Origin of the sequence: Blastomonas sp. RAC04 (assembly GCF_001713435.1) — a bacterium.
GTDB classification, from domain to species: Bacteria; Pseudomonadota; Alphaproteobacteria; order Sphingomonadales; family Sphingomonadaceae; genus Blastomonas; species Blastomonas fulva.
This window is the reverse complement of sequence record NZ_CP016462.1, coordinates 103,702-123,647: the sequence shown is the minus strand read 5'-3', so window position 1 is coordinate 123,647 and position 19,946 is coordinate 103,702. Positions and strand designations below refer to the sequence as shown.

At 60.3% G+C, this 19,946-nt stretch carries 15 protein-coding genes and 6 pseudogenes; 11 read left to right on the top strand and 10 right to left on the bottom strand.

All coding sequences use genetic code 11. The annotated features are described in order from the left end of the window. Window positions 1-3: 3 nt before the first annotated feature. The 3 genes and pseudogenes from BSY18_RS20140 to BSY18_RS20125 all read right to left on the bottom strand — a co-directional run. Window positions 4-216: pseudogene (locus tag BSY18_RS20140) on the bottom strand (transposase); the annotation flags it as partial. After that, a protein-coding gene (locus tag BSY18_RS20820) for an IS5 family transposase (RefSeq protein WP_150126418.1) occupies window positions 213-979 on the bottom strand; the annotation gives its coding sequence in 2 pieces (ribosomal slippage) (window positions 213-655 and window positions 655-979; 768 coding nt in all). The pseudogene BSY18_RS20140 and the gene BSY18_RS20820, both read right to left, overlap by 4 nt. 47 nt (window positions 980-1,026) lie before the next feature. Beyond that, a pseudogene (locus BSY18_RS20125) lies at window positions 1,027-2,265 on the bottom strand (IS1182 family transposase); the annotation flags it as partial. Between the two features lie 104 nt (window positions 2,266-2,369). On the opposite strand from BSY18_RS20125, the gene BSY18_RS20120 reads away from it, so the two are divergent. Beyond that, window positions 2,370-3,488, top strand: coding sequence for an EamA/RhaT family transporter (locus BSY18_RS20120; protein WP_236823532.1), 1,119 nt, complete (start codon window positions 2,370-2,372; stop codon window positions 3,486-3,488). Window positions 3,489-3,611: 123 nt separating this feature from the next. Continuing rightward, window positions 3,612-3,935, top strand: coding sequence for a YnfA family protein (locus tag BSY18_RS20115; RefSeq protein WP_054136179.1), 324 nt, complete (start codon window positions 3,612-3,614; stop codon window positions 3,933-3,935). Window positions 3,936-3,943: 8 nt separating this feature from the next. Here the strand turns inward: BSY18_RS20115 and BSY18_RS20110 are convergent, their stop codons facing one another. Then, a complete protein-coding gene (locus tag BSY18_RS20110) occupies window positions 3,944-4,159 on the bottom strand; it encodes a MerR family DNA-binding protein (RefSeq protein WP_236823531.1) in 216 nt (71 codons plus the stop codon). Window positions 4,160-4,281: 122 nt separating this feature from the next. Between BSY18_RS20110 and BSY18_RS20105 the strand changes: the two are divergent. Then, window positions 4,282-4,939: pseudogene (locus BSY18_RS20105) on the top strand (transposase); the annotation flags it as partial. Between the two features lie 258 nt (window positions 4,940-5,197). Here BSY18_RS20105 and BSY18_RS20100 read toward each other — a convergent pair. Continuing rightward, complete coding sequence (locus tag BSY18_RS20100; RefSeq protein WP_069052160.1) at window positions 5,198-6,214, bottom strand: IS110 family transposase; 1,017 nt, start codon at window positions 6,212-6,214, stop codon at window positions 5,198-5,200. Between the two features lie 80 nt (window positions 6,215-6,294). On the opposite strand from BSY18_RS20100, the pseudogene BSY18_RS20095 reads away from it, so the two are divergent. Then, window positions 6,295-6,480: pseudogene (locus tag BSY18_RS20095) on the top strand (IS630 family transposase); the annotation flags it as partial. Between the two features lie 147 nt (window positions 6,481-6,627). Here BSY18_RS20095 and BSY18_RS20090 read toward each other — a convergent pair. Then, on the bottom strand, window positions 6,628-7,134 hold the full coding sequence (locus tag BSY18_RS20090; RefSeq protein ID WP_236823529.1) for a MarR family winged helix-turn-helix transcriptional regulator: 507 nt from the start codon (window positions 7,132-7,134) through the stop codon (window positions 6,628-6,630). Window positions 7,135-7,150: 16 nt separating this feature from the next. Between BSY18_RS20090 and BSY18_RS20085 the strand changes: the two genes are divergently transcribed. The 7 genes and pseudogenes from BSY18_RS20085 to BSY18_RS21525 all read left to right on the top strand — a co-directional run. Beyond that, window positions 7,151-8,035, top strand: coding sequence for an alpha/beta fold hydrolase (locus BSY18_RS20085; protein ID WP_069052159.1), 885 nt, complete (start codon window positions 7,151-7,153; stop codon window positions 8,033-8,035). Then, window positions 8,032-8,445, top strand: a complete 414-nt coding sequence (locus BSY18_RS20080) for a hotdog fold thioesterase (RefSeq protein ID WP_069052158.1) — start codon at window positions 8,032-8,034, stop codon at window positions 8,443-8,445. Before BSY18_RS20085 ends, BSY18_RS20080 begins: the two co-directional genes overlap by 4 nt. Continuing rightward, the gene (locus BSY18_RS20075; RefSeq protein ID WP_069052157.1) at window positions 8,435-9,877 is read left to right on the top strand and encodes an efflux transporter outer membrane subunit; all 1,443 of its coding nucleotides are present in this window, start codon (window positions 8,435-8,437) and stop codon (window positions 9,875-9,877) included. Before BSY18_RS20080 ends, BSY18_RS20075 begins: the two co-directional genes overlap by 11 nt. Beyond that, on the top strand, window positions 9,874-11,019 hold the full coding sequence (locus tag BSY18_RS20070) for an EmrA/EmrK family multidrug efflux transporter periplasmic adaptor subunit (RefSeq protein WP_069052156.1): 1,146 nt from the start codon (window positions 9,874-9,876) through the stop codon (window positions 11,017-11,019). The genes BSY18_RS20075 and BSY18_RS20070 overlap by 4 nt, the downstream gene beginning before the upstream one ends. A 6-nt stretch (window positions 11,020-11,025) precedes the next feature. Further along, window positions 11,026-12,555, top strand: coding sequence for a DHA2 family efflux MFS transporter permease subunit (locus tag BSY18_RS20065; protein ID WP_069052155.1), 1,530 nt, complete (start codon window positions 11,026-11,028; stop codon window positions 12,553-12,555). Window positions 12,556-12,968: 413 nt separating this feature from the next. Further along, window positions 12,969-13,982, top strand: a pseudogene (locus BSY18_RS20060) (IS110 family transposase). 318 nt (window positions 13,983-14,300) lie between these two features. Next, window positions 14,301-14,443: pseudogene (locus BSY18_RS21525) on the top strand (IS110 family transposase); the annotation flags it as partial. A gap of 410 nt (window positions 14,444-14,853) precedes the next feature. Here the strand turns inward: BSY18_RS21525 and BSY18_RS20055 are convergent. From BSY18_RS20055 to BSY18_RS20040, 4 genes are all read right to left on the bottom strand, one after another. Further along, window positions 14,854-15,639, bottom strand: coding sequence for an NUDIX hydrolase (locus BSY18_RS20055; RefSeq protein WP_069052154.1), 786 nt, complete (start codon window positions 15,637-15,639; stop codon window positions 14,854-14,856). Between the two features lie 112 nt (window positions 15,640-15,751). Next, on the bottom strand, window positions 15,752-16,711 hold the full coding sequence (locus BSY18_RS20050; RefSeq protein ID WP_236823528.1) for an alpha/beta fold hydrolase: 960 nt from the start codon (window positions 16,709-16,711) through the stop codon (window positions 15,752-15,754). Window positions 16,712-16,728: 17 nt separating this feature from the next. Then, window positions 16,729-18,336, bottom strand: a complete 1,608-nt coding sequence (locus tag BSY18_RS20045) for a flavin-containing monooxygenase (RefSeq protein WP_069052152.1) — start codon at window positions 18,334-18,336, stop codon at window positions 16,729-16,731. Beyond that, window positions 18,333-19,946, bottom strand: coding sequence for an acyl-CoA synthetase (locus BSY18_RS20040; RefSeq protein ID WP_069052151.1), 1,614 nt, complete (start codon window positions 19,944-19,946; stop codon window positions 18,333-18,335). Before BSY18_RS20040 ends, BSY18_RS20045 begins: the two co-directional genes overlap by 4 nt.

Sequence of the window (19,946 nt, the reverse complement as noted above, 5' to 3'; positions counted from 1 at the left end):
CCCTCAGGTCTGGATGGCGGCGATCATCCCCGGGACGCCGAGGATAGCGACCAGCCTTTTGAAGTTATATGCCAGAATGTGGAGGCTCGCTTCCGTTCTGACGTGTTTCAGCGTCTTCATTTGGAAGTGGGTTGAGCCCATCCAGGATTTCAGCGTGCCGAACGGATGCTCGACCGTCTGTCGGCGGATTCGCATCGCCTCTGGCCTATGATCTAGGCCGTAGACTCATAAGCGCGCAACCATACGCGGCATGAGGCGAGTTTGACCATGGCGAGGAAGTTGTCGGCCAGCTTGTCGTAGCGGGTGGCGATCCGGCGAAAGTGTTTGAGTTTGCTGAAGAATCGTTCGACTTGGTTACGTTCGCGATAAAGGCTTTTGCTGAAGCAGGGCTTCCACTTGCGGTTGGACTTGGCCGGGATGTTCGGCACCGCGCCTTGTGCTTCGATCAGGTCGCGGATGGCGTTGCCGTCATACGCCTTGTCGGCGAGCACGATGGTGCGTGGATCGAGTCGGTCGAGCAGCGTCAGCGCAGCGGGTGCATCATGCGCCTGGCCAGCACTCAGGCTGAGCCGGAGCGGGAGGCCTTGCCGGTCGACGAGCGCGTGGATCTTGGTCGTGAGGCCACCCCGGGAGCGACCGAGACAATGATCTCGACCCCCCTTTTTGCCGTCGCAGCCTGCTGGTGCGCCCGGATAGAAGTGCTGTCGATCATCTGGATGTCACCGTCATAAGCCGCAGTGATCGCGTCCATCAGCCGGTCCCATACCCCTGCTCGCCGCCAGCGCACGAAGCGGTTGTAACACGTGGGGCGCGGGCCATAGCGCTCGGGTAGGTCCCGCCACGGAGCGCCCGAGCGTAACACCCAGAAGATGCCGTTCAGCACACGGCGATCATCGACACGCGGCACGCCCCTCGGCTTGTTCGGAAGCAACGGCGCGATTACGCGCCACTCGAAGTCAGTCAGATCATAACGGCTCATGCCGATAGCCTGAATCAGAACTACGCGGCTTTGAGAACCCTGTTTATGGGTTCACGGCCTAGACGGCGCTCCATTGCCTCGACCACTGTCTCATGCTCCCATCGTCTGACCCGTCGTTCCTTGCCGGTCGTGCATTGGTCATGGAGCGCGCATGTCTGGCAGTTCGAGCTCCAGTAACTATGCATCCTCAACCCGTCCTCGACCGACGTGTAGCGATAGATCAGATTTTCGCCAGCGGGGCATCGATAGACGTTCTCTTGTTCCAGGTAGACGAAGTCCGGTTTGCCAAAGCGGCCTTGCGCCTTTGCTCCTGAGGTCAGCGGTCTGGGCACAAAGGCCGTGACGCCCATGCCATCGCAGGTCCGGATATCTTCGCCCTTGAAGTACCCTTTGTCAGCAATGGCATCCAAAGCATCCACGCCCATCGCATCCTTGGCTTTCGCCGCCATGGGTGAGAGCTGTCCGCGATCATACCCGGTGTTCAAAAGCTCGTGGGCGACAATGAAGTGATGCTCGGCATCAACGGCCGCCTGCAGATTGTAGCCGACGATGCTCGTGCCGCGACCCGCGCTCGCCATGGCACGGGCGTCCGGATCGGTCAGCGACACCTGCTGGTCCGGTGCATTCCGAACTTCCTCTTCACGCGCCGCCAGGTCCCGCAGCTGTGCACGCAACCGGGCGATCTTCTCCGTCAGTCGCTTCGCCTTCGGCTCGGCAATGTCGCTTTCTTCACGATCGGCACGATCAAGCGCGTCGAGATATCGGTCGATATTGTCCTGCACCTGCTTCATCCGCGAGGCGACCTTCGCGGCGGTGTAGTTCTTGTCGCGGTTATTGACCGCCTTCATCTTGCTGCCGTCTATCGCCACGACCGCGCGCGTGAACAGACCCAACTGCCGGCACAAAACGATGAACTGGCTGCACACAGACCGGATCGCAGCGCCGTTCGCCCGGCGGAAGTTGGCGATCGTCTTGAAGTCGGGCGCCAATCGCCCCGTCAGCCACATCAACTCAATGTTCCGCTGGGCTTCACGCTCGAGCCGTCGGCTCGACTGGACCCGGTTCAGATAGCCGTAGACGTAGATCTTGAGCATCGTCGCTGGATGATAGGCGGGACGGCCTGTCTCAGCCGGAGTCATTCCCGCGAAATCCAGCGCCATCAGATCCAGTGCATCAATGAAGGCCTCGACTGCCCGGACCGGGTTGTCTTCCGACACGTAATCATCGAGCGATGCTGGCAGCAGATAGTCCTGCCGACGGTCTTCCCCTTGGACGAAACGGCTCATGCCCAAACCTCCCGAAATACGAGAGAACCATAGCATATTCCGACGTTTTTACACAGCCTCGGGACAATGCTGCCGTTCCAAAATGACATCTCTAACGGCCGGTCTTGTCAGAAGCCGACACTCCAGGGGCGCCGGACCGGCACAGTATGTCTGCTGGAATGGGGCCGTTTGCCGAATGGCAGGCGCTGCCAGGGAATGGACCAAAGCCGAAGGTCGGCGTTCGCGTGACCTGTGATTTTCCTGTTATGACTGCAAGCGGCGCGATAGGGATCTTGCCGCAGTATATCTTGTCAACGCAGATTCGCAGGTGTAGCCGCATTTCGATGCTTTGGATACCGATCACCTTGCTTGCCTCATTGGCACAAGTCCTGCGCAACGGCTCACAGGCATCTTTAACGAGTAAGATTGGCACGTTAGGGGCCACGCAAGTTCGGTTTATATTCGGGCTTCCCTTCGCAGTGCTGTTTTTAATCATGTCTCTATATATTTTCGATGAAAGTATACCGGAGATTACCGCAGCTTCGATCTCATGGGCTTTCGTTGGAGCGGTCAGCCAGATTTCGGCGACTGCTCTCATGCTAGTGGTAATGCATCGCCGCGCTTTCGGGGTCGCATATGCTTATATTAAGACCGAACCAGTGGTTGTCGCCATCATGGGCTCTCTTTTTTTCGGGGATCAGCTGTCTGCCTTAGGCTGGGCTGCGGTTCTCGTGGTTGCGATGGGTGTTCTGGTCACCTCGATCCCCCCGCGCGACTTCGATAAACTGTTGCATGAGCGAGCAATGATTGCAGCAGGCGTAGTTTCTGGGGGACTTTTCGGTTTATCGGCCGTAGCCTTCCGTGCGGCGATTGATAATGTCTCGCAAGGCGGGTTCATCGTAAGATCAATCCTTATGCTGACGATCACGTTGTTTATTCAGACCTTTTTACTCGGGATCTGGCTCGCCTGGCGCGAAAGAACTGCGTTTAGCGGTTCTCTTGTGGAATGGCGTAGAAGTATTGGAGCGGGATTTCTCGGTGCTCTTGCGTCAGCATGCTTGTTTTGCGCTTTGTCACTAACGCCAGCTGCAAATGTCCGCACGCTCGCACTTATTGAAATGCCAATGGCCGCACTTCTTTCCGGAAAGCTGGCCGGGAAGAAGATGCTTGGGCATGAGCTGGCGGGCCTAATATTGGTGGCAATGGGCTTCCTGATGCTTTTGCTCGGAGCCACAATGAAATGATGGGGTGGATGCCGACTTCGACGGCATCGTAAGATGCGAGGCGAGCGCGACGATGCGCTGTTGAAGGAGGAGCATATCCACCGGGTTGCCGTCCGCCTTTGACCGTGCAAAGCCTCAGCGACAATGACCTATCTAATATATCTCGCCCCTGCTGTTGCCAAGATTGGCGGCTGTTTTGCCTTCTGGGCCTGGCTGCGGCTGGACCGGTCGCCGCTTTGGCTTGTTCCAGGCGTTGCCTCGCTTTGCATCTTCGCGTGGTTGCTGACCCTTATCGAAACCGAACAGGCCGGACGCACCTATGCAGCCTATGGCGGGATCTACATCCTGTCCGCGATGGGCTGGATGTGGCTGATCGAAGGCACGCGGCCAGATCGATGGGATCAGATTGGTGTCGTCATCTGCCTCATCGGTTCGGCGATCATCCTCTACGCGCCAAGAACGGCCTGAGACCGATCTCAGCCCCTGCGGCCGAGACTCTCGACAATACCACATTCGTTTATGCTCTCTCCTTCGCAGGAGCGCAGCATCTGCGCCAGTTCCTCGCGAAGCCGGGCGATGTCGGCGATCTTGCGATCAACCTCGCCGATCTGTTGCTGGACGAGAAGATCGATATTCTCGCAGGGCTTATCCGCCTGATCGGACAGCGCGAGCAACTGCCGCACCTGTGCCATGCCGAAGCCGAGATCGCGCGCTCGGCGGATGAAGGTGAGCGTAGCCAGCTGGACACCCGCAAAAACCCCTCGCTTTGAGGCATCTCCCGTGATTCACTCCGGGCACTGGACGGAGAGTTTCGATGCACCCACGCAGCCTGTTTTCGCTGGCGGAGCACCTGGAGCGGCTGAGCAAGGACGGAGATCCGCTGGAAGTTTTGGCTGGCACGGTGGAGTTCGAGCGTTTCCGGCCACTTTTGACCCGCGGGCTCGGTTATAGCGACGGCGCTAAGGGCGGCCAGCCTCCCTTTGTCCCGGTGGCGATGTTCAAGGTGCTGGCGGTTCAGGCGCAGCATAATCTATCGGATGCGCGCATGGAGTTCATGATCAGAGATCGCTTGAGCTGGATGCGCTTCTTCGGCTTCGACCTTGGCGGCGCGATGCCCGATAAGGACACCATCCGTCACTATTGCAACCGGCTGACCGAGAGTGGCACGCTCGAGGCGCTGATGCAGGCATTCGAACAGCAACTGCGTGAGGCAGGATATCTGGCTATGGGCGGTCAGATCGTCGATGCCACGCTGGTGCCCGCGGCCAAGCAGCGCAACACCGAGGACGAGAAGGCCGCGATCAAGGCGGGCAAGTCAGCCCGGAAAATATGGCGCGGCAAGCCGAACCAGGCGCACCAGAAGGATGTTGATGCGCGCTGGATTGAAGACCGGTGGCAAAGTCCGCTATCGTCCCGACGGCACGCCGCTGCCGCAGATTGCCACGCCCGTTTTCGGCTACAAGTCCCATGTGTGGACGACCTCCGCGGCGCAAGAGCTTTTCGGCATTGATGACCTCGGTCGGGTGCATCCATGTGTTCGGCCTGTTCGCGCAGCACCAAATGGCTGCTGGCCCTGATGAAGTCCGCAGGCTGGCTCCCTAATCACGTCATCGCGCTCGAAGCGCTGTGACCCCCTGGGTTTCACCAACCCCCGGTCTGACCGGTTCGTCATCACTACTAAGCTGCTCCAACGCATCCCATCACGCGATTATCGAGTGACGGAGATCTCGTTATGCGGCGGCGGCGTAGACCTCCTTTCGCGTCATCACGGCCCAGGCAATCCGTGCTGTCTTGTTGGCGAGCGCCACTGTCGCGATCTTCGCAGGCTTGCGCTCGAGCAGGCCCGCCATCCAAGGTTGGCGAGCCGGATTCTTGCGCGTCATTCGCATAACAGCAGTCGAACCGACGACCAGAAGCCGGCGAAGATAGCCATCGCCCTGCTTGGTTATTCCGCCGAGCCGCTCTTTGCCGCCCGAGCTGTTCGCCCGAGGTGTGAGTCCAAGCCAGGCGGCGAACTGACGACCTGATCGGAACAGAGAGGCGTCGGGCACCGCTGCCGCGATAGCTGAAGCTGTGATCGGGCCAATCCCCGGGATCGTAGCCAACCTGCGGCTCGTCTCGTCGTTGCGGTGCCAATCGAGGATTTGCGCCTCAAGCCTATCGATCTCGCTGGTTAGTGCCCTCAGCTGAGCGGCAATACCATGAAGGGCCGAACGCGCGTGTGCGGGAAACCTGTCCTGCTCTTCGTGCAGCGCCTTCAGGGAAGCCACTACGCCGCCGGCGCCCAGACCCGTCACGATCCCGTATTCAGCTAGGTGGCCGCGGAGCGCGTTGATCAACATGGTGCGCTGTGTGACCATCAGGTCGCGACTTTTGTGGAGCATCAGCACCGCCTGCTGCTCGACCGACTTCACAGCGACGAAGCGCATCGTCGGCCGGGTGACCGCTTCGCAGATCGCTTCGGCATCCGCTGCATCGGTCTTCCCACGCTTCACATACGGCTTAACATAGGCCGGCGGCATGAGGCGCACCTCATGGCCGATCGCCATCAACTCGCGCGCCCAGTGATGCGCCGACGCACACGCTTCCATGCCGACCAGGCAAGGCGGTAACTCAGTGAAGAAGCGGATGACTTCTGTCCTGCGCAACTTGCGCCGGATCAGCACTGCGCCATCGGCAGCGATGGCGTGAACCTGAAACACATTCTTCGCCAGATCCAATCCGACGGTGACAATCTTCTGCTCCATGGAACGACTCTTAGACGTGGACCTACAACGACCACATCATTACACAGCTACGCTGGTGCGGAGGTCGTCCACGACATCACCTCACGCCCTACAGCCCCGACTTCAATCCTATCGAAAAGGCCTTCTCCCGCCTCAAGGCCATGCTCCGCCAGATCGGTGAGCGAACAGTCGGCGGCCTGTGGGATCTCATCGGGAGGCTCGTCGACATCTTCCACCCCGCAGAATGCGCAAACTACTTCCGCTCCTGCGGGTATGACCCGGAATGATCGAAAACCGCTCTAAGGATGGATCGGCTTGTCTTTCGTTCCGGCGCCATCGTGGCGTCGGAGAGACGAAGCTGACCGCGGTATGATGTCAAAATCTACCGCAAACATGAAACAGTTTTTCACCGCAAAAAGGGACCAGTCCGTCGATTACTCCAAATTCGCCGACATTGCCGCCAGCAAATTCTTCACTGTTATCAAATCGGCTGCTGGAATTCCGGCCAACAATCGCGCATAAACGGTATCAGCTTCGCTCCGGAGTGCGGGCAAAATACGGATCGCCTTGGGCAGCAGGTGTAACGTCCAGACACGGCGGTTGCCCTTGACCGCGCGTCGCACGACGTAGTCGGCTTCTTCCAGTTGATCGATGACACGGCCCACACTGGCGCGTTCGAGTTCAAGGCATTTGGCTAGCTCGGTCTGGGTAAGGCCAGGCGTGCGGAACATGTAGGCAAGCGCGCGCCATTGGGTTCGGGTTAACCCGAACCTTGCGGTCGATGAGTCAAACAGGCGGCGCAGTTTGCGCGGCACTTCTTCGACCAGGAAAACAAGCTCGTCCGCATCGGTCAGGTAGCGTTGTGGTTGAGGGTCTTGAATCATAATTAGTACCCCAGCCCCGTTCAAAACAAAGAAAAGCGCTTTACCGTAAGACATCATACATTATGATGTCATCATGTCCAGTTCTCAGGTCTTGCTCGTCGGGTATTCCGGCCACTCCATTGCTGCCCTCATCGAGGGGCCAGAGAGCGGCCTGCCCGTTTTACTCGCCCATGGCGGCGGGCAGACCAAGCGCGCATGGAAGCGCGTCTCGGCGATGCTGGCAGAACATGGCTTTCTGTCTTTCGCGCTCGATTTGCGCGGTCACGGAGACAGCGACTGGGCCATTGACGGTGCATATGATATTGTCGATTTTGCAGGCGATCTGGTTGCGATCGCCGGTGGCTTCGAGCGCAGGCCCGTACTAATCGGCGCGTCGCTCGGCGGTCTTGCCGGGCTCATGGCCGAGGGCGAAGTCGCCCCCGGCACCTTCGCCTCGCTGACTTTGGTGGACATTGCCCCGCAAATGGAAGCGGGTGGTGTGACACGGGTCGTAGGCTTCATGGAAGCGCACGCCCGCGAAGGCTTTGCTTCGCCGGAGGAAGCGGCGAAGGTGATCTCCGAATATCTCCCTCATCGTCCAAGCCGCAAGGCCTCGTCTGGCCTCGCCTATTATTTGCGGCAAAAGCCCGATGGTCGTTATTACTGGCATTGGGACCCGGCTTTTATCGACGGAGTAATGCGCCGCCACGCCGAGCGTAGTGACAGCAGCGATTTTGGGCGCACCGAATTGGACGAAGCGGCATCACGGCTTGCGCTCCCGGTCCATCTGATCCGCGGAGGATCGAGCGATCTCGTTTCGCCCGAAGCGGTCGCGCACTTCCTTGAGTTGGTGCCACACGCCGAATATAGCGACATCGCCGACGCAACACATATGGTGGTCGGCGACCAGAACGATGCCTTTGGCGATGCGATAGTTGAATTTCTGATGCGCACGCATGGGAAAGGGGATGCAGCATGAGCGAGCAGGCAGCGCAAATGGACATCGAGCAGCTCCGCGCAATGTTGCTGATTGCGCCTTTCCACAAATGGCTGGGTCTTGAGATCACGGCACTGACCGAGGACGCCCTGATCCTCGAAATGCCGTGGCGGGATGAAATCGTCTCCAATCCCATGATCGGATCAGCGCATGGCGGCATCCTGTCGTCACTGATCGACCTAACCGGGCTTTACACCATCAACGCGCTTGGCGGATCGGCGCGCGCAACCGCCGACATGCGGGTCGATTTCCACAGACCCGCGACATCAGGTCCGCTGCGGGCCATCGGGCGCGTCGTCAAGCTAGGCAAGCAATTGAGCGTCGCGGAAACCCGGATCGAGGATGCCGAGAGCAGGCTGTTGGCGAGCGGACGAGGTGCCTATGTCGGTTAGGCAAGGCATTCCGCTCACTTTGCTGGCTCTCTCGGCCTGCGCGTCGGTTCCCGATACCGGAGTCAGACCGGCAATGCGGACCGCCGAGACGCTGGCTGCCAGCCAGATACTTGCGCCGCGTGGCCCTGACATCTGGCCCCCAGATCAATGGTGGCAGCGGGCGGGCGATCCGCAACTGACCGCGCTCATCGAAGAGGGACTGGCCCATGCGCCGCAAGTTGCCGTTGCCGCTGCGCGTATCCGCCGCGCGGAGGCCGAAGCGCAACGCACCGGCGCGGCGGGACAGCCTTCGGTTGGCGCAGAGGCGGAAGGTGGCGTGCGCCGCCAAAGTGGCAGTTTTGGTATCCCCGCGCAATTCCTTCCCGGTGGCTGGGCCGATTATGGACAGGCCTCGTTGAACTTCGGCTATGATCTCGACCTATGGGGCCGCAACCGAGCCGCACTCGCCGCTGCGACTTCGGAATTCCGTGCGGCGACCGTCGATGCCGCGCAGGCAAGGCTGGTGCTGTCGGTCTCGATAACCGCCGCCTATGCCGAGCTTGGCCGCGCCTACCGCGAACGCGACAATACCGAGGCCGTGTTGGCAAACTGGCGGACGACACGTGACCTGGTGGCGCAGCGTGAGCGTAACGGCCTCGACAATCGCGCCAGCCTGCGCCTCGCCGATATCGAAGTCGCGAACGCAGAGCAGACGTTGGCTGCCGCCGAAGAGACCATACTCATCCGCCGCAACCAGCTTGCGGCGCTTGTCGGCGCGGGGCCGGATAGAGGACTGACGATCACCCGTCCGCCGCTTTCGCCCTCAACGCCCGCAGGGGTTCCCGAAGGCCTGACCACCGATTTGCTCGGCAGGCGACCCGATATTGTGGCTGCGCGCGAACGGGTCGACGCGGCTGCTGCCCGGATCGAGCAGGCTCGGGCGGGATTCTACCCTTCGATCAACTTGCGGGCGCTAATCGGCTTGCAGGCGCTGGGCATTGGCAATCTTGTCGATTCGCAATCGGTCTTCGGGTCGGTGGGTCCTGCAATTAGCTTGCCAATCTTCGAAGGCGGCGGGCTGAAGGCGCAGTATCGCGGCGCGACTGCCGCCTATGATGAGGCGGTAGCCAACTACAACCAGACGGTGATCACCGCATATCAGCAAGCTGCCGATGCCATCACCCAACGTGATGCGGCGGACCAAAGGTTGAGCGCCGCGCGCGCCACCTTGACGGCCGGCGAGGATCTGCTTGGGCTCCTTCGCCAGCGTTACAGCGCGGGCCTGGTCAGCTATCTTGATGTGCTGGCGAGCGAACGCGCAGTGCTGGAGCTGCGCGTTGCTGTCATCGCCCTCGAAACCAATGAACGCGGCGCGACGCTGGCGACAATTCGTGCGCTTGGGGGCGGGTTTGACGCGCGTGAAACGCCCCCAGCAGGAATAGCCGACCGATGACCGAAGCAGTAGACAACCTCTCCGATGCCGATGCGGACGTTTCCGCTTCTCGCAAGGCAACGCGCCAGAAATGGTTGCGGCGGCTGTTCGTTATACTGGCCATTGTCGGCCTCGGCTGGGGTGCCTGGTACTATCTGGTCGCTCGCAACCATGTCAGCACTGACAATGCCTATGTGAACGCGCAGATGGCGCAGGTCACGCCGCTTGTTGCAGGTTCGGCAACCGAAGTGCTTGTTATAGATACGCAACAAGTGAATGCGGGCGACGTGCTGGCCCGGCTCGATCAAGCGAATGCAAAGATCGCCGTTGCCCAAGCCGAGGCCGATCTTGCCGCCGCGCGCCGCCGGTTCAGCCAAACGGTCGCGACCAATAGCGCGTTGTCGGCGCAGGTCGATACCTCCAGCGCCGGTCTGGTTCAGGCTCAAGCACGGCTGCAGACAGCACAGGCAGAATTCGACAAAGCCCGCGTCGATTTGCAGCGCCGCGAAGCGGTTTCCGGCAGCGGAGCGGTTTCGGGTGAAGAATTAGCGCAGGCGCGCAAAGCCTACAAGACGGCCAGCGCTGCGCTCGACGCCGCTCGTGGCGGAATATCCGAAGTCGCATCCGCTCGACGGGTCGCGCAGGGCCAGCTTGCGGCCAATGACGCGCTGGTGCGCGGTTCAAGCATGGAGACTGATCCCGCAGTGCGCGCCGCGAAAGCGCGCCTCGATTCGGCATTGCTCGATCTTGAGCGCACCGAAATTCGCGCGCCCGTTGCAGGCGTGGTCAGCCGGTTGCAGGTGCAGATCGGCCAGCGCCTCAATCCAGGTCAGACGATCATGACCATCGTTCCGATCGAAAAGCTCTATGTCGATGCGAACTTCAAGGAAGTTCAGCTCGGTGGCGTTCGCGTCGGTATGCCTGTCGAACTGACTTCCGACCTCTATGGCGGCGATGTGGTCTATCGCGGAACGGTGGCCGGACTGGCAGGCGGCACCGGCTCCTCGATGGCGGTGATCCCTGCACAGAACGCAACCGGCAACTGGATCAAGACCGTCCAACGCCTGCCGGTGCGGATCGAACTCGATCCCGCCGAACTGCGTCGACATCCCTTGCGCGTCGGGCTTTCAATGGAAGTTGAAATCGATGTTTCGAGGAAGTGACGCAAAGTGACTGGCATTGTGGTCAACTATAATGGGCTGTCTCCGTCGCAGCGCCTGACCGCGGCGATTGCACTCGCCTTTGCCAATTTCATGGTCATCCTCGACCTGACCATTGCCAATGTCGCGGTGCCGCATATCGCCGCCAGTCTCGGCATCACGCTGGAGCAAGGCACCTGGATAATCACCTCCTATGCGGTCGCCGAAGCCATCTGCGTGCCCTTGACCGGATGGATGGCAGGGCGTTTCGGCTCGGTGCGCACTTTCATGGTCAGTATGCTTGGGTTCGGGATGTTCTCATTCCTATGCGGCGTATCGGTTTCGCTTGAGATGCTGCTGATCTGCCGGATCGGACAAGGCATCGTAGGTGCCTTCATGATGCCGCTTTCGCAGACCCTGCTGCTCAAAGTATTTCCCCCGGACAAGCAGAACTACGCGATGGGGCTGTGGGCGGTAACAACCTTGCTGGCCCCGGCGCTGGGTCCGATCTTCGGAGGCTATCTGACCGACAATTACAGCTGGCATTGGATTTTCCTGATCAATATTCCGGTTGTGCTGTTGTGCCTATTAGCCTGCTGGCGGCTCGTCCGTCCGCTGGAAACTGAAAGCCGCATCGTGCCAGTCGATCTCATTGGCCTCGCGCTGCTCATCCTTGCGGTTGGCTGCCTCCAGCTTGTTCTCGATCTGGGGCGGACGCATGACTGGTTCGGTGACCCCATGATCGTCGCACTCACTGTAATCTCGGTCGTCTCCTTCCTGTTTTTCATCATCTGGGAATTGACCGAGGATAATCCCATCGTCGATCTGCGCGTTTTGCGGCATCGCGGCCTTAGCATAAGCCTGCTTGCTCTTGGCATCAGCTTCGGCGCTTACTTTGCCGGGTTCGTGATCGTCCCGCAATGGCAGCAGGCCTGGCTTGGATATACGGCAACGCAAGCAGGCATTTCTTCCTCGTTTACGGCCATCGCGGCGCTTCTCACGGCCCCCATCGTTGCGATCATCGCCCCGCGCTATGATCCACGCCTGTTGGTGTCAGGCGGCATCATATGGCTCTCAGTGCTGGCTCTCACCCGGACCTTCTGGACCACCGATTCCGATTTCTGGACCCTGACCTTACCGCAGTTCGTTCAAGGGTTGGGCATGACATTTTTCATGATCCCGCTGATTGGCCTGACCCTGAATACGGTGGAAGAGCATGAGGTCGCATCCGCTGCCGGCCTTCAAAGCTTCGTCCGCACGATCGCAACAGCATTCGCAACTTCGTTATCTCTTACCTATTGGGGCGATAGTCAGCGCGCGGCGCGCAATGACGTGGTTGGTGTACTCCAGCCTGAAGTCCTGCAAGCGCAATTATCCGGCATGGGGTTTTCGCCCGAGCAAATCAGGCTGATGCTGAGCAACATGGTCGAAATGGAAGCGACAACGCTTGCTGTCGTTCACGTCTTTTGGGTGACTTCTGCGATGCTGCTTGTGGCAGCTGCGCTCATTTGGTTGGCTCCGCGCCCGAAGAAATCGGGTGGTATGTCGATGGGGCACTAAAACCCCATCCGCCCTAACCTTTGGTGGCGATATCGTTAGGCGAGGCAAGGTCGGCGCTGTCCAAAACCGGAAAGGCAGCTTAGAAAAGCTCGTAGGACCCTCGCGGAGCTCAAGCACCAACAAATGTCGTGTCTCGCTTTAAACGCTTGGCGTTTGCAACAAGCGCAACGTCCGGCATCGACTAATGAGTATCCCTCCGGTCGATCTTTCAATTACCCACAAGTGGTCGCACGCGTGATTCACGTAAGCGCATTACAGTTGAAGCCACTGACTCGGCTGTGATTCCTGCTCAGGCACGGAACCTGCGGGGTGCGTGCCATGACGAACGACTGAACTGATGGGGTGGATGCCCCCTTCGACGGCATCGTAAGATGCCAGACCAGCGCGACGGTGCGCTGTAGAAGGAGGAGCACATGACCGACGTCCACATTCTCGCGATCGACCTTGCGAAGCGCAGCTTCCAGGTCTGCGGTACAGCCCTGGGAGGGGCGGTTCTATTCAACCGGATGGTTTCGCGCGCAAAGCTCGAGACCATCTTGCGCGAGTAAGCGCCCTGTATCGTGGCGATGGAGGCCTGTGCGACCAGCCATTTCTGGGGGCGGTTTGCAGAAAATCTCGGGCACGAGGTTCGCCTGATACCTCCGATTTACGTCAAGCCGTTCGTCAAGCGGCAGAAGAATGATGCGGCAGACGCAGCAGCGATTGCTGAGGCTGCGCTGCGCCCGAACATTCATTATGTGGCCGTGAAGAGCGCTGAACATCAGGCCCGCGCGGTGGCGTTCAGAACTCACCAATCCTTCGTTGGGCAGCGCACACAACTCATCAACGCGTTGCGCGGCCATCTGGCAGAGTTTGGATTTGTCGTGGCGCAAGGGCCGACTGGAATCAAAGCCGTCGGCGGCATGATCGACAACGATATTACCCAGCTCCCGGACGCGGTGCGCGATATTGCTCGCCTTTATCTGGACCAGATTGCGGTACTCACCCAGAAGATCGATGAGCTGCATTTCAAGCTGCGCGCGGCGACCAAGGTCGACGATGCAATGCGGCGGCTTTGCACGGTGCCAGGCGTTGGTCCTGTAACAGCGGGTGCGATCATGGCGTTTGCTCCCGATCTGCGCGCATTTGCCAGTGGACGGAACTTCGCCGCATGGCTTGGGCTGGTTCCGCGACAGCGATCCACAGGCGGCAAGACGAGGCTAGGCGGTGTGAGCAAGATGGGCCAAGCCGACATTCGCAAGCTGCTAATCGTGGACGCAATGAGCAGGATCCGCTGGATCATTCGGCGTGGCGTGCTGCCCGACGATTGGCTCGGCCGCGTGTTGGGGCGCAAACCGCGAATGGTGGCAGCTGTCGCTTTGGCCAACAAGATGGCGCGCACGATATGGGCGATGATGACGCGCGAGCAAAATTACCAGATAGCATGATCCGGCTGCTTGCCAACAAAGGCACAACCGGACGCGCTTAGGGGCGACATGCCCCGGCAAGGAGATCGACTGACGATTATGCGGCAAAGACTTCAATGTTCAGGACGAGCAAACCAGTCCCGGGACTCGAGCATCAAAGCTCTCTGAACCGATGTGGAACTCGTTCTTCGAACTGCATACCGGCCCGTGGCAAAATCAGGCCACAGCAAGAGGCCTGACACACGAGCGATAGAAGCGCCAAGCCGTTACAACCGTCAAAAATCACCTTGCAAAACTGGGGGCATCCACACACGCGCCAACGCTAATATCCATAGCAGCCTTAAAGACTGGGGTAACAAGCTGCGTGAGCAGCTGGGCTTCACGCGCGCTGCAGTCGCCGTGGCGCGCAAACTGGCGGCCATCATGCATACCAGCTCAAGACAGGAGAGCCACTCAACACATCGCTTGGTGCCGCGGCCTAACCGGGGTGCCAGTTTAAGTTCTCAGCGCGTTAGCATTTGACGAGCCGAGGCCTCCTTGTCGTGGACGTGGGTCAGGTCATTCCGTTTGGTTTGGCTGAAGCTCCTCGAGAACCGCGTCTTAAAAATAGGAAGACCTCACCTGCGAAGACCATCATGCGGCGGCTCTGTGCCGACCGCGAAAACAACCATGCTCCCGGCATAAGAACACCCTCGCGCAAAATATGACCATTGTGAAATGCGATGCATGACATTGATTAACGTGTCGACCTACGCTGCCGCGCGGCAAGCCTTCTGACGCCGAACCCGCTTGCCTAGCGGAATGCGATTATACAACCATCGATGGGATGGTCCCTTTTAGATGCCGATCATCCCGCTAACGCGGGGCTTTTTGCACGCCGAAGCACATTGCGTCAGACACCAAGCGTCCTCAGCGACTGCGAAACGGGGCCATAGCCGGCGTCGGGCGGTATCACCAGAACACGCTCGCCATTCTCGATCGAAACTTCGGGTAGCACCGTAACCAGCCTGCGTTGCCGTGCCCGTGCAATGCAATCTTGCGCGCTTGCCGCCTCGGCGAGCAGCTTGAGGTTCATCAAGGTGGGAAAGATGATGGTGCGTTCGCCCACGGCTGCCAATCGGATCGCCTCGGACGGCGAGATCCATTCCGCATCGACGGTCTCGCGCCCATCACACGCCGCGACTTGTCCCGGCGGGGCGCTCATGACGTAGAACCAGGTGTCGAACCGCTTCAGCATCATGGTCGGGGTAATCCACCGAGCGAAGATGGCGAGCACATCTAACCTGAGGTGAACACCCAGTTCGCGAATGACATCGATGAAGGCGACTTCGCCAGAATCGACCGCGCTTCGCACCGATGCGGCGCACGGGTCTTCGAAAGGCGCGCCTTGGGGGGTTTGCGCCAGCAGAATACCGGTTTCCTCGAACGCCTCGCGGATCGCCCCGATCCGCAAGGTTCGCTGGACCGGATCCAATTCGTCCCATCCAATTGCATGCTCGGCCCACCGCTCGTCGGTGTCGCCAGCGTGCGTCTTTCCCCCGGGAAAAACCAGAGCGCCGGACGCAAAGTCGATCTGGTGGTGGCGCTTGACCATCAGAACCTGGAATTCGGGCTGGTCGCGTACCAGCAGCACGGTCGCTGCGGGCTTCGGTTCGGGAATCTGAGGTGCATTGGTCATGTCTGTCTCCCTGGCTTTAGCTGCATCGACACCCTTTGGCGCGCTCGCAATTCCGTTGATGCCGTTCTGCGGTTCCTTCTCGAAGGTACACTTGTCATCGCCGTAACTTCGATCAGTCACCTATGGACCACTCTTCGATGACAGCGCGCAAGGCAGCGGTGAAGGCAAGGGGCTGGTCGAGCATCAAATGATGTCGCGCTTCGGGAACCGCGATGATCGGAATGTCCCGCCCGCCCAATTCGCGCAGGTACTGGCGTGAATCCCGCGTAAAAAGCTGGCTCTTTTCGCCATGGATAATCGCCTTTCGACCGGATGCGGCGACCAGACGAAGGCCAATCTCAAGCCACAAGCGTTGTGAATTGTCCCGCTTGAACACGTCGGGTGAGAACTTCCAAGTCCAGTCAGTCCCTTCACGGCGCAGCGCATGATAGGCCATATAATCCATCAAAAACGGTTCCCCTACCGGCTGAGGCGGGGACAACACATACCGTGCGCGGGCATTCAAGTAATCGGGATAGCGGCGATGAGGCCGGTTGGGATCGCCCGAACCAGGGCTGGTACGGCCATTGCTCCTATACTTTTCCAGCTCCGACGGGCGCAGAACCATCATGTCGCAGATCACGGCTCCGCCAAAAGTGGTCGGGGCGAGTTCGATAGCCGTCAGCGCCACCGCCGAGCCGAAACTGTGGGCAGCCAAGATGGGTTTGCGGGCATGGCCGAGAAGGCCTAAGGCTTCAGCAACCCCTATCAGCTCACGCCCGCGCGCCGCCATGTCGCAGTCCGGGCGCACGTCACTGTCGCCCATGCCGGAAAGGTCATAAGCGACTACGTGGTAATCGCGGGCGAGAAAGGGGGCGACAAAGGCGAAGCAGCGGGCGTGCGAAAGGAAGCCATGGGTCATCAGCACCGGCGGCGCGGCCGGGTTGCCCCAACGGAAGTAATGCAAGCGCACGCCATCGACGGTTACGAAGCCTTCCTCCCGCGGAACAGCGAGGGCCTCAGCAAACCAGACCGGCAGGACGGACGGGTCAGGCGCCCATTCCGAAGTGATGTCGGATGTGGTCACATTCATGAGTCGTAGTCCCCCGTTCATGCCAGCGTGAAGCCGCGGTACCCGTCCGCTGCCACTTCGTTAGAGATCGTCGCGAAGCCAACTACGCTGGGATAATTGAGCAACTGGCGCGGTTTGCCCGGAATATTGTCGCCCATGTACCAGGACTTTGCCCGGGGAAAGAGCGTCATAGTCCCGATCGAAGCAACGCTCTCGGTCCATTCGCGCTCTGTGTCTATTTCCGCCTCGAAACGCGTGAAATTGTCTTCGCGCAGCTTCACCAGAAGGTCGCGGACCCAATCGCCCTGGATTTCTGCTGCGGTCGGACCATTGGAAAAGCCCGAAGGACTGAGCGGTCCGTAAAGATAGGCCATGTTGGGAAATCCATGCACGGCATAGCCGAGATAGGCGGTCACCTCGTCATGCCAGGCAGTGGTCAGGCTGCGACCGTCCCGCCCCCTGATCTCAATTTGCGTCAGCCCGCCGCGTCCGGCGTCGAAGCCGGTAGCGAACACGATCAGCTCGCATTCGATCAACCCTTCGGCGGTTTCGATCCCCTCGGGCACGATCCGCTGAATCGGCGCGCGCGATAGATCGACCAGCGCGACATTTTCCTGGGAGAAGATCTCGTAATAGTTCCGCTCGAGCGAGGGACGCTTGGTTCCGAAGGGGTGCGGCGGCTCGCTCGGTGCCAGCGTCTCGTGCAAGGCTGGATTGGCGATCCGCGCCCTGGTTTTGTCGCGCCAAAAATCGTAGGCGTAGCGGTTGGCACGCTCGTCGGTCAGCAGATCGGCGAAATTGGCGTACCAGAAACGCAGACCACCGGCCTGCCACTGCCTCTCGAACAGGCTGTGCCGCTCTTCCTCGTCGACTTCGAGCGCGGAGGCGTCGACCCTGCCCGTATCGAAGCCGCCGCCAGTCTGGAGACGGGCGGCAAAGATCGCCGGGTAATCTGCTTTCTCCCGCTCCTGCTGTTCAGCAGTCAGCGATTCCTGCCGCATCGGCAGCGCGAGAATCGGCGTGCGCTGTAGCAAGGTGACCTGGGCCGCTTCTGCTGCGGCTTCCTGCGCCACCTGGACACCGCTGGCTCCCGTGCCGACGATCGCCACCTTGCGCCCGGCCATGGACAGGCCTTGCTGCGGCCAGTGGGCCGTGTGGTGCCATTCGCCCGCAAAGGTCTCCAGTCCGGCGATTTCGGGCACATAGGCCTTTGCAGCAAACCCCAGACAGGGCAGCAGGTAGCGCGCCGTGATCGTTTCGCCTCCGCCGGTCGTGACCCGCCACTTGCGCCGGCCTTCATTCCACTCAGCGCCCGCTATGCGTGTTCCCATGGTCATATGGGGCCAGAGTCCAAGTCGGTCGCAGACATGGCGGAAATAGGCGCGCAGCTCGCGCCATCCGGGATAACGTTCGCTCCAGGTCCAGTCGCGCCACAGTTCTGGCAGCGAAAGTTCGTACAGCGGTACCTGCGAATCGACGCGCGCGCCAGGGTAGCAATTCCAGTACCAGATGCCGCCCGGCTCTTCGGCCGCATCGATCAGCCTGGCGTCGAAGCCGGCCTCGCGCAGGCGGTGAAGGAGATAGACCCCGCTGAAGCCTGCGCCAACGATCAGCGCCTCGCAGTCACTGTTGGCTTCGTCACTCACGCCGCCCCGTCCTGGCGCATCGCAAAGTCTCTTACTGCGGCGTAGTCGGCCTTGCCGTTCGACGCGCGCAGCGCGATACCGGCCAGATAGACAGCCTTGGGGGTCTTGTAACCGGCCAGCTGCTGGCGAACATGGGCCTTGAGCCCGGCCTCGTCGAGCGCGGCATCATCCTCCAGGCGAACCACTGCGGTCACGGCCTGGCCCCATTTTTCGTCGGGCACGCCCACAACCAGGGCGTCTATCACGGACGGGTGGGTTTTGAGCGCTTCCTCGACTTCTTCGGGATAGACCTTTTCCCCGGCGGTGTTGATGCAAACGCTGCCCCGGCCGAGCAGAGTCAGGCTGCCGTCAGCCTCCACCCTGCACCAGTCGCCGGGGATCGAGTAGCGCACGCCGCCGATGGTCCGGAACGTATTCGCAGACTTTTCCGGATCCTTGTAATAGCCCATCGGTATGGCGCCCTTGCGGGCGATGAAGCCGGCGACGCCGCTGCCCGCTTCCACCTTGGCGTCTTGTTCGTCGAACACATCGCAATGCTCGCCGATCATGAATTTGGCGGTGTGGACGGATCCCTGCGCGGTGGCCACCGACAGGCCATAACCAAGCCCCTCGGATGCGCCGAAGGCGTCCATCAACGCGACCTGCGGAATGTGCCGGATCAGCCCGTCCTTGACCTCGCGGCTCCACATGACCCCTGATGAGAGGATCGAAATAAGACTCGAGGTGTCGTAACGCCCCGGCGCGTTGTCGAGCCCGGCGAGCATCGGCTTGGCGAAGGCATCGCCGACGATCGCGATCGACTGCACCCGGTGTTTCCCGACAGCGCGCCATAACTCATCCGCGTCGAACGACGGACTATCGAGCGTCATGATGCAGCCTCCCCCCATCATCGTGCCCAGGGCAGAGAGAAGACCAGTTCCATGCATCATCGGACAGGCGGAAAGGAACACCCGGCCCGGTCCGTCGGCGCGGATCATCTCGACTGTTTCGTCCATGTCCTGCGGCGCCGGACCAAGCAAGCCGGCGGAATCGAGTTGCGCCCGCCGCAGGTCATCGTGGCGCCACATCACCCCCTTGGGCATGCCGGTGGTGCCGCCGGTGTAGATGAACAGTAAGTCGTCGGGCGAACGGGCTATGCCCAGCGGCGAACCGTCGCCTTGCGCCGCCAGCGTCTCGTAAGGTTCGGCAAACGGCGCGATCGCTGCCGGATCGCCTATTTCGACAAAGATCCGGGCCTTACCGAGCCGATCCTTCAATTCGATAATGCAATCGCGGAATTCGCTACTGTAGATGATCGCCTCGGCATCGGAATCTTCGAAGATGTAAAGCACCTCGTCGGGCTTGTAGCGGTAATTGATATTGACGTGCGTCAGCCGAGCCTTGAAACAGGCCGCCATCGACTCGCCGTATTCCGGTCGGTTGCGCATATAGAAGGCCACTTTAGTCCCGGGCCTGATTCCCTTGGCGCACAGCGCGCGGGCAAGATTGTTGGACCGAGCGGCCATTTCCGACCAGGTGATCCGCCGATCCCCGTGGATCAGCGCCGGGGCATCGCGAGGAAGCGCCGGTTCGATCGCATCCAGTATGTCGCCGAAATTCCACTTGGTCAT

Coding starts and splice junctions, on each gene's coding strand:
- BSY18_RS20115 (WP_054136179.1), top strand. CDS start 3,612: ATGACCTATCTAATATATCTCGCCCCTGCTGTTGCCAAGATTGGCGGC.
- BSY18_RS20110 (WP_236823531.1), bottom strand. CDS start 4,159: ATGGCACAGGTGCGGCAGTTGCTCGCGCTGTCCGATCAGGCGGATAAG.
- BSY18_RS20100 (WP_069052160.1), bottom strand. CDS start 6,214: ATGGAGCAGAAGATTGTCACCGTCGGATTGGATCTGGCGAAGAATGTG.
- BSY18_RS20090 (WP_236823529.1), bottom strand. CDS start 7,134: ATGATGTCTTACGGTAAAGCGCTTTTCTTTGTTTTGAACGGGGCTGGG.
- BSY18_RS20085 (WP_069052159.1), top strand. CDS start 7,151: ATGTCCAGTTCTCAGGTCTTGCTCGTCGGGTATTCCGGCCACTCCATT.
- BSY18_RS20080 (WP_069052158.1), top strand. CDS start 8,032: ATGAGCGAGCAGGCAGCGCAAATGGACATCGAGCAGCTCCGCGCAATG.
- BSY18_RS20075 (WP_069052157.1), top strand. CDS start 8,435: ATGTCGGTTAGGCAAGGCATTCCGCTCACTTTGCTGGCTCTCTCGGCC.
- BSY18_RS20070 (WP_069052156.1), top strand. CDS start 9,874: ATGACCGAAGCAGTAGACAACCTCTCCGATGCCGATGCGGACGTTTCC.
- BSY18_RS20055 (WP_069052154.1), bottom strand. CDS start 15,639: ATGACCAATGCACCTCAGATTCCCGAACCGAAGCCCGCAGCGACCGTG.
- BSY18_RS20050 (WP_236823528.1), bottom strand. CDS start 16,711: ATGAATGTGACCACATCCGACATCACTTCGGAATGGGCGCCTGACCCG.
- BSY18_RS20040 (WP_069052151.1), bottom strand. CDS start 19,946: ATGACCAAGTGGAATTTCGGCGACATACTGGATGCGATCGAACCGGCG.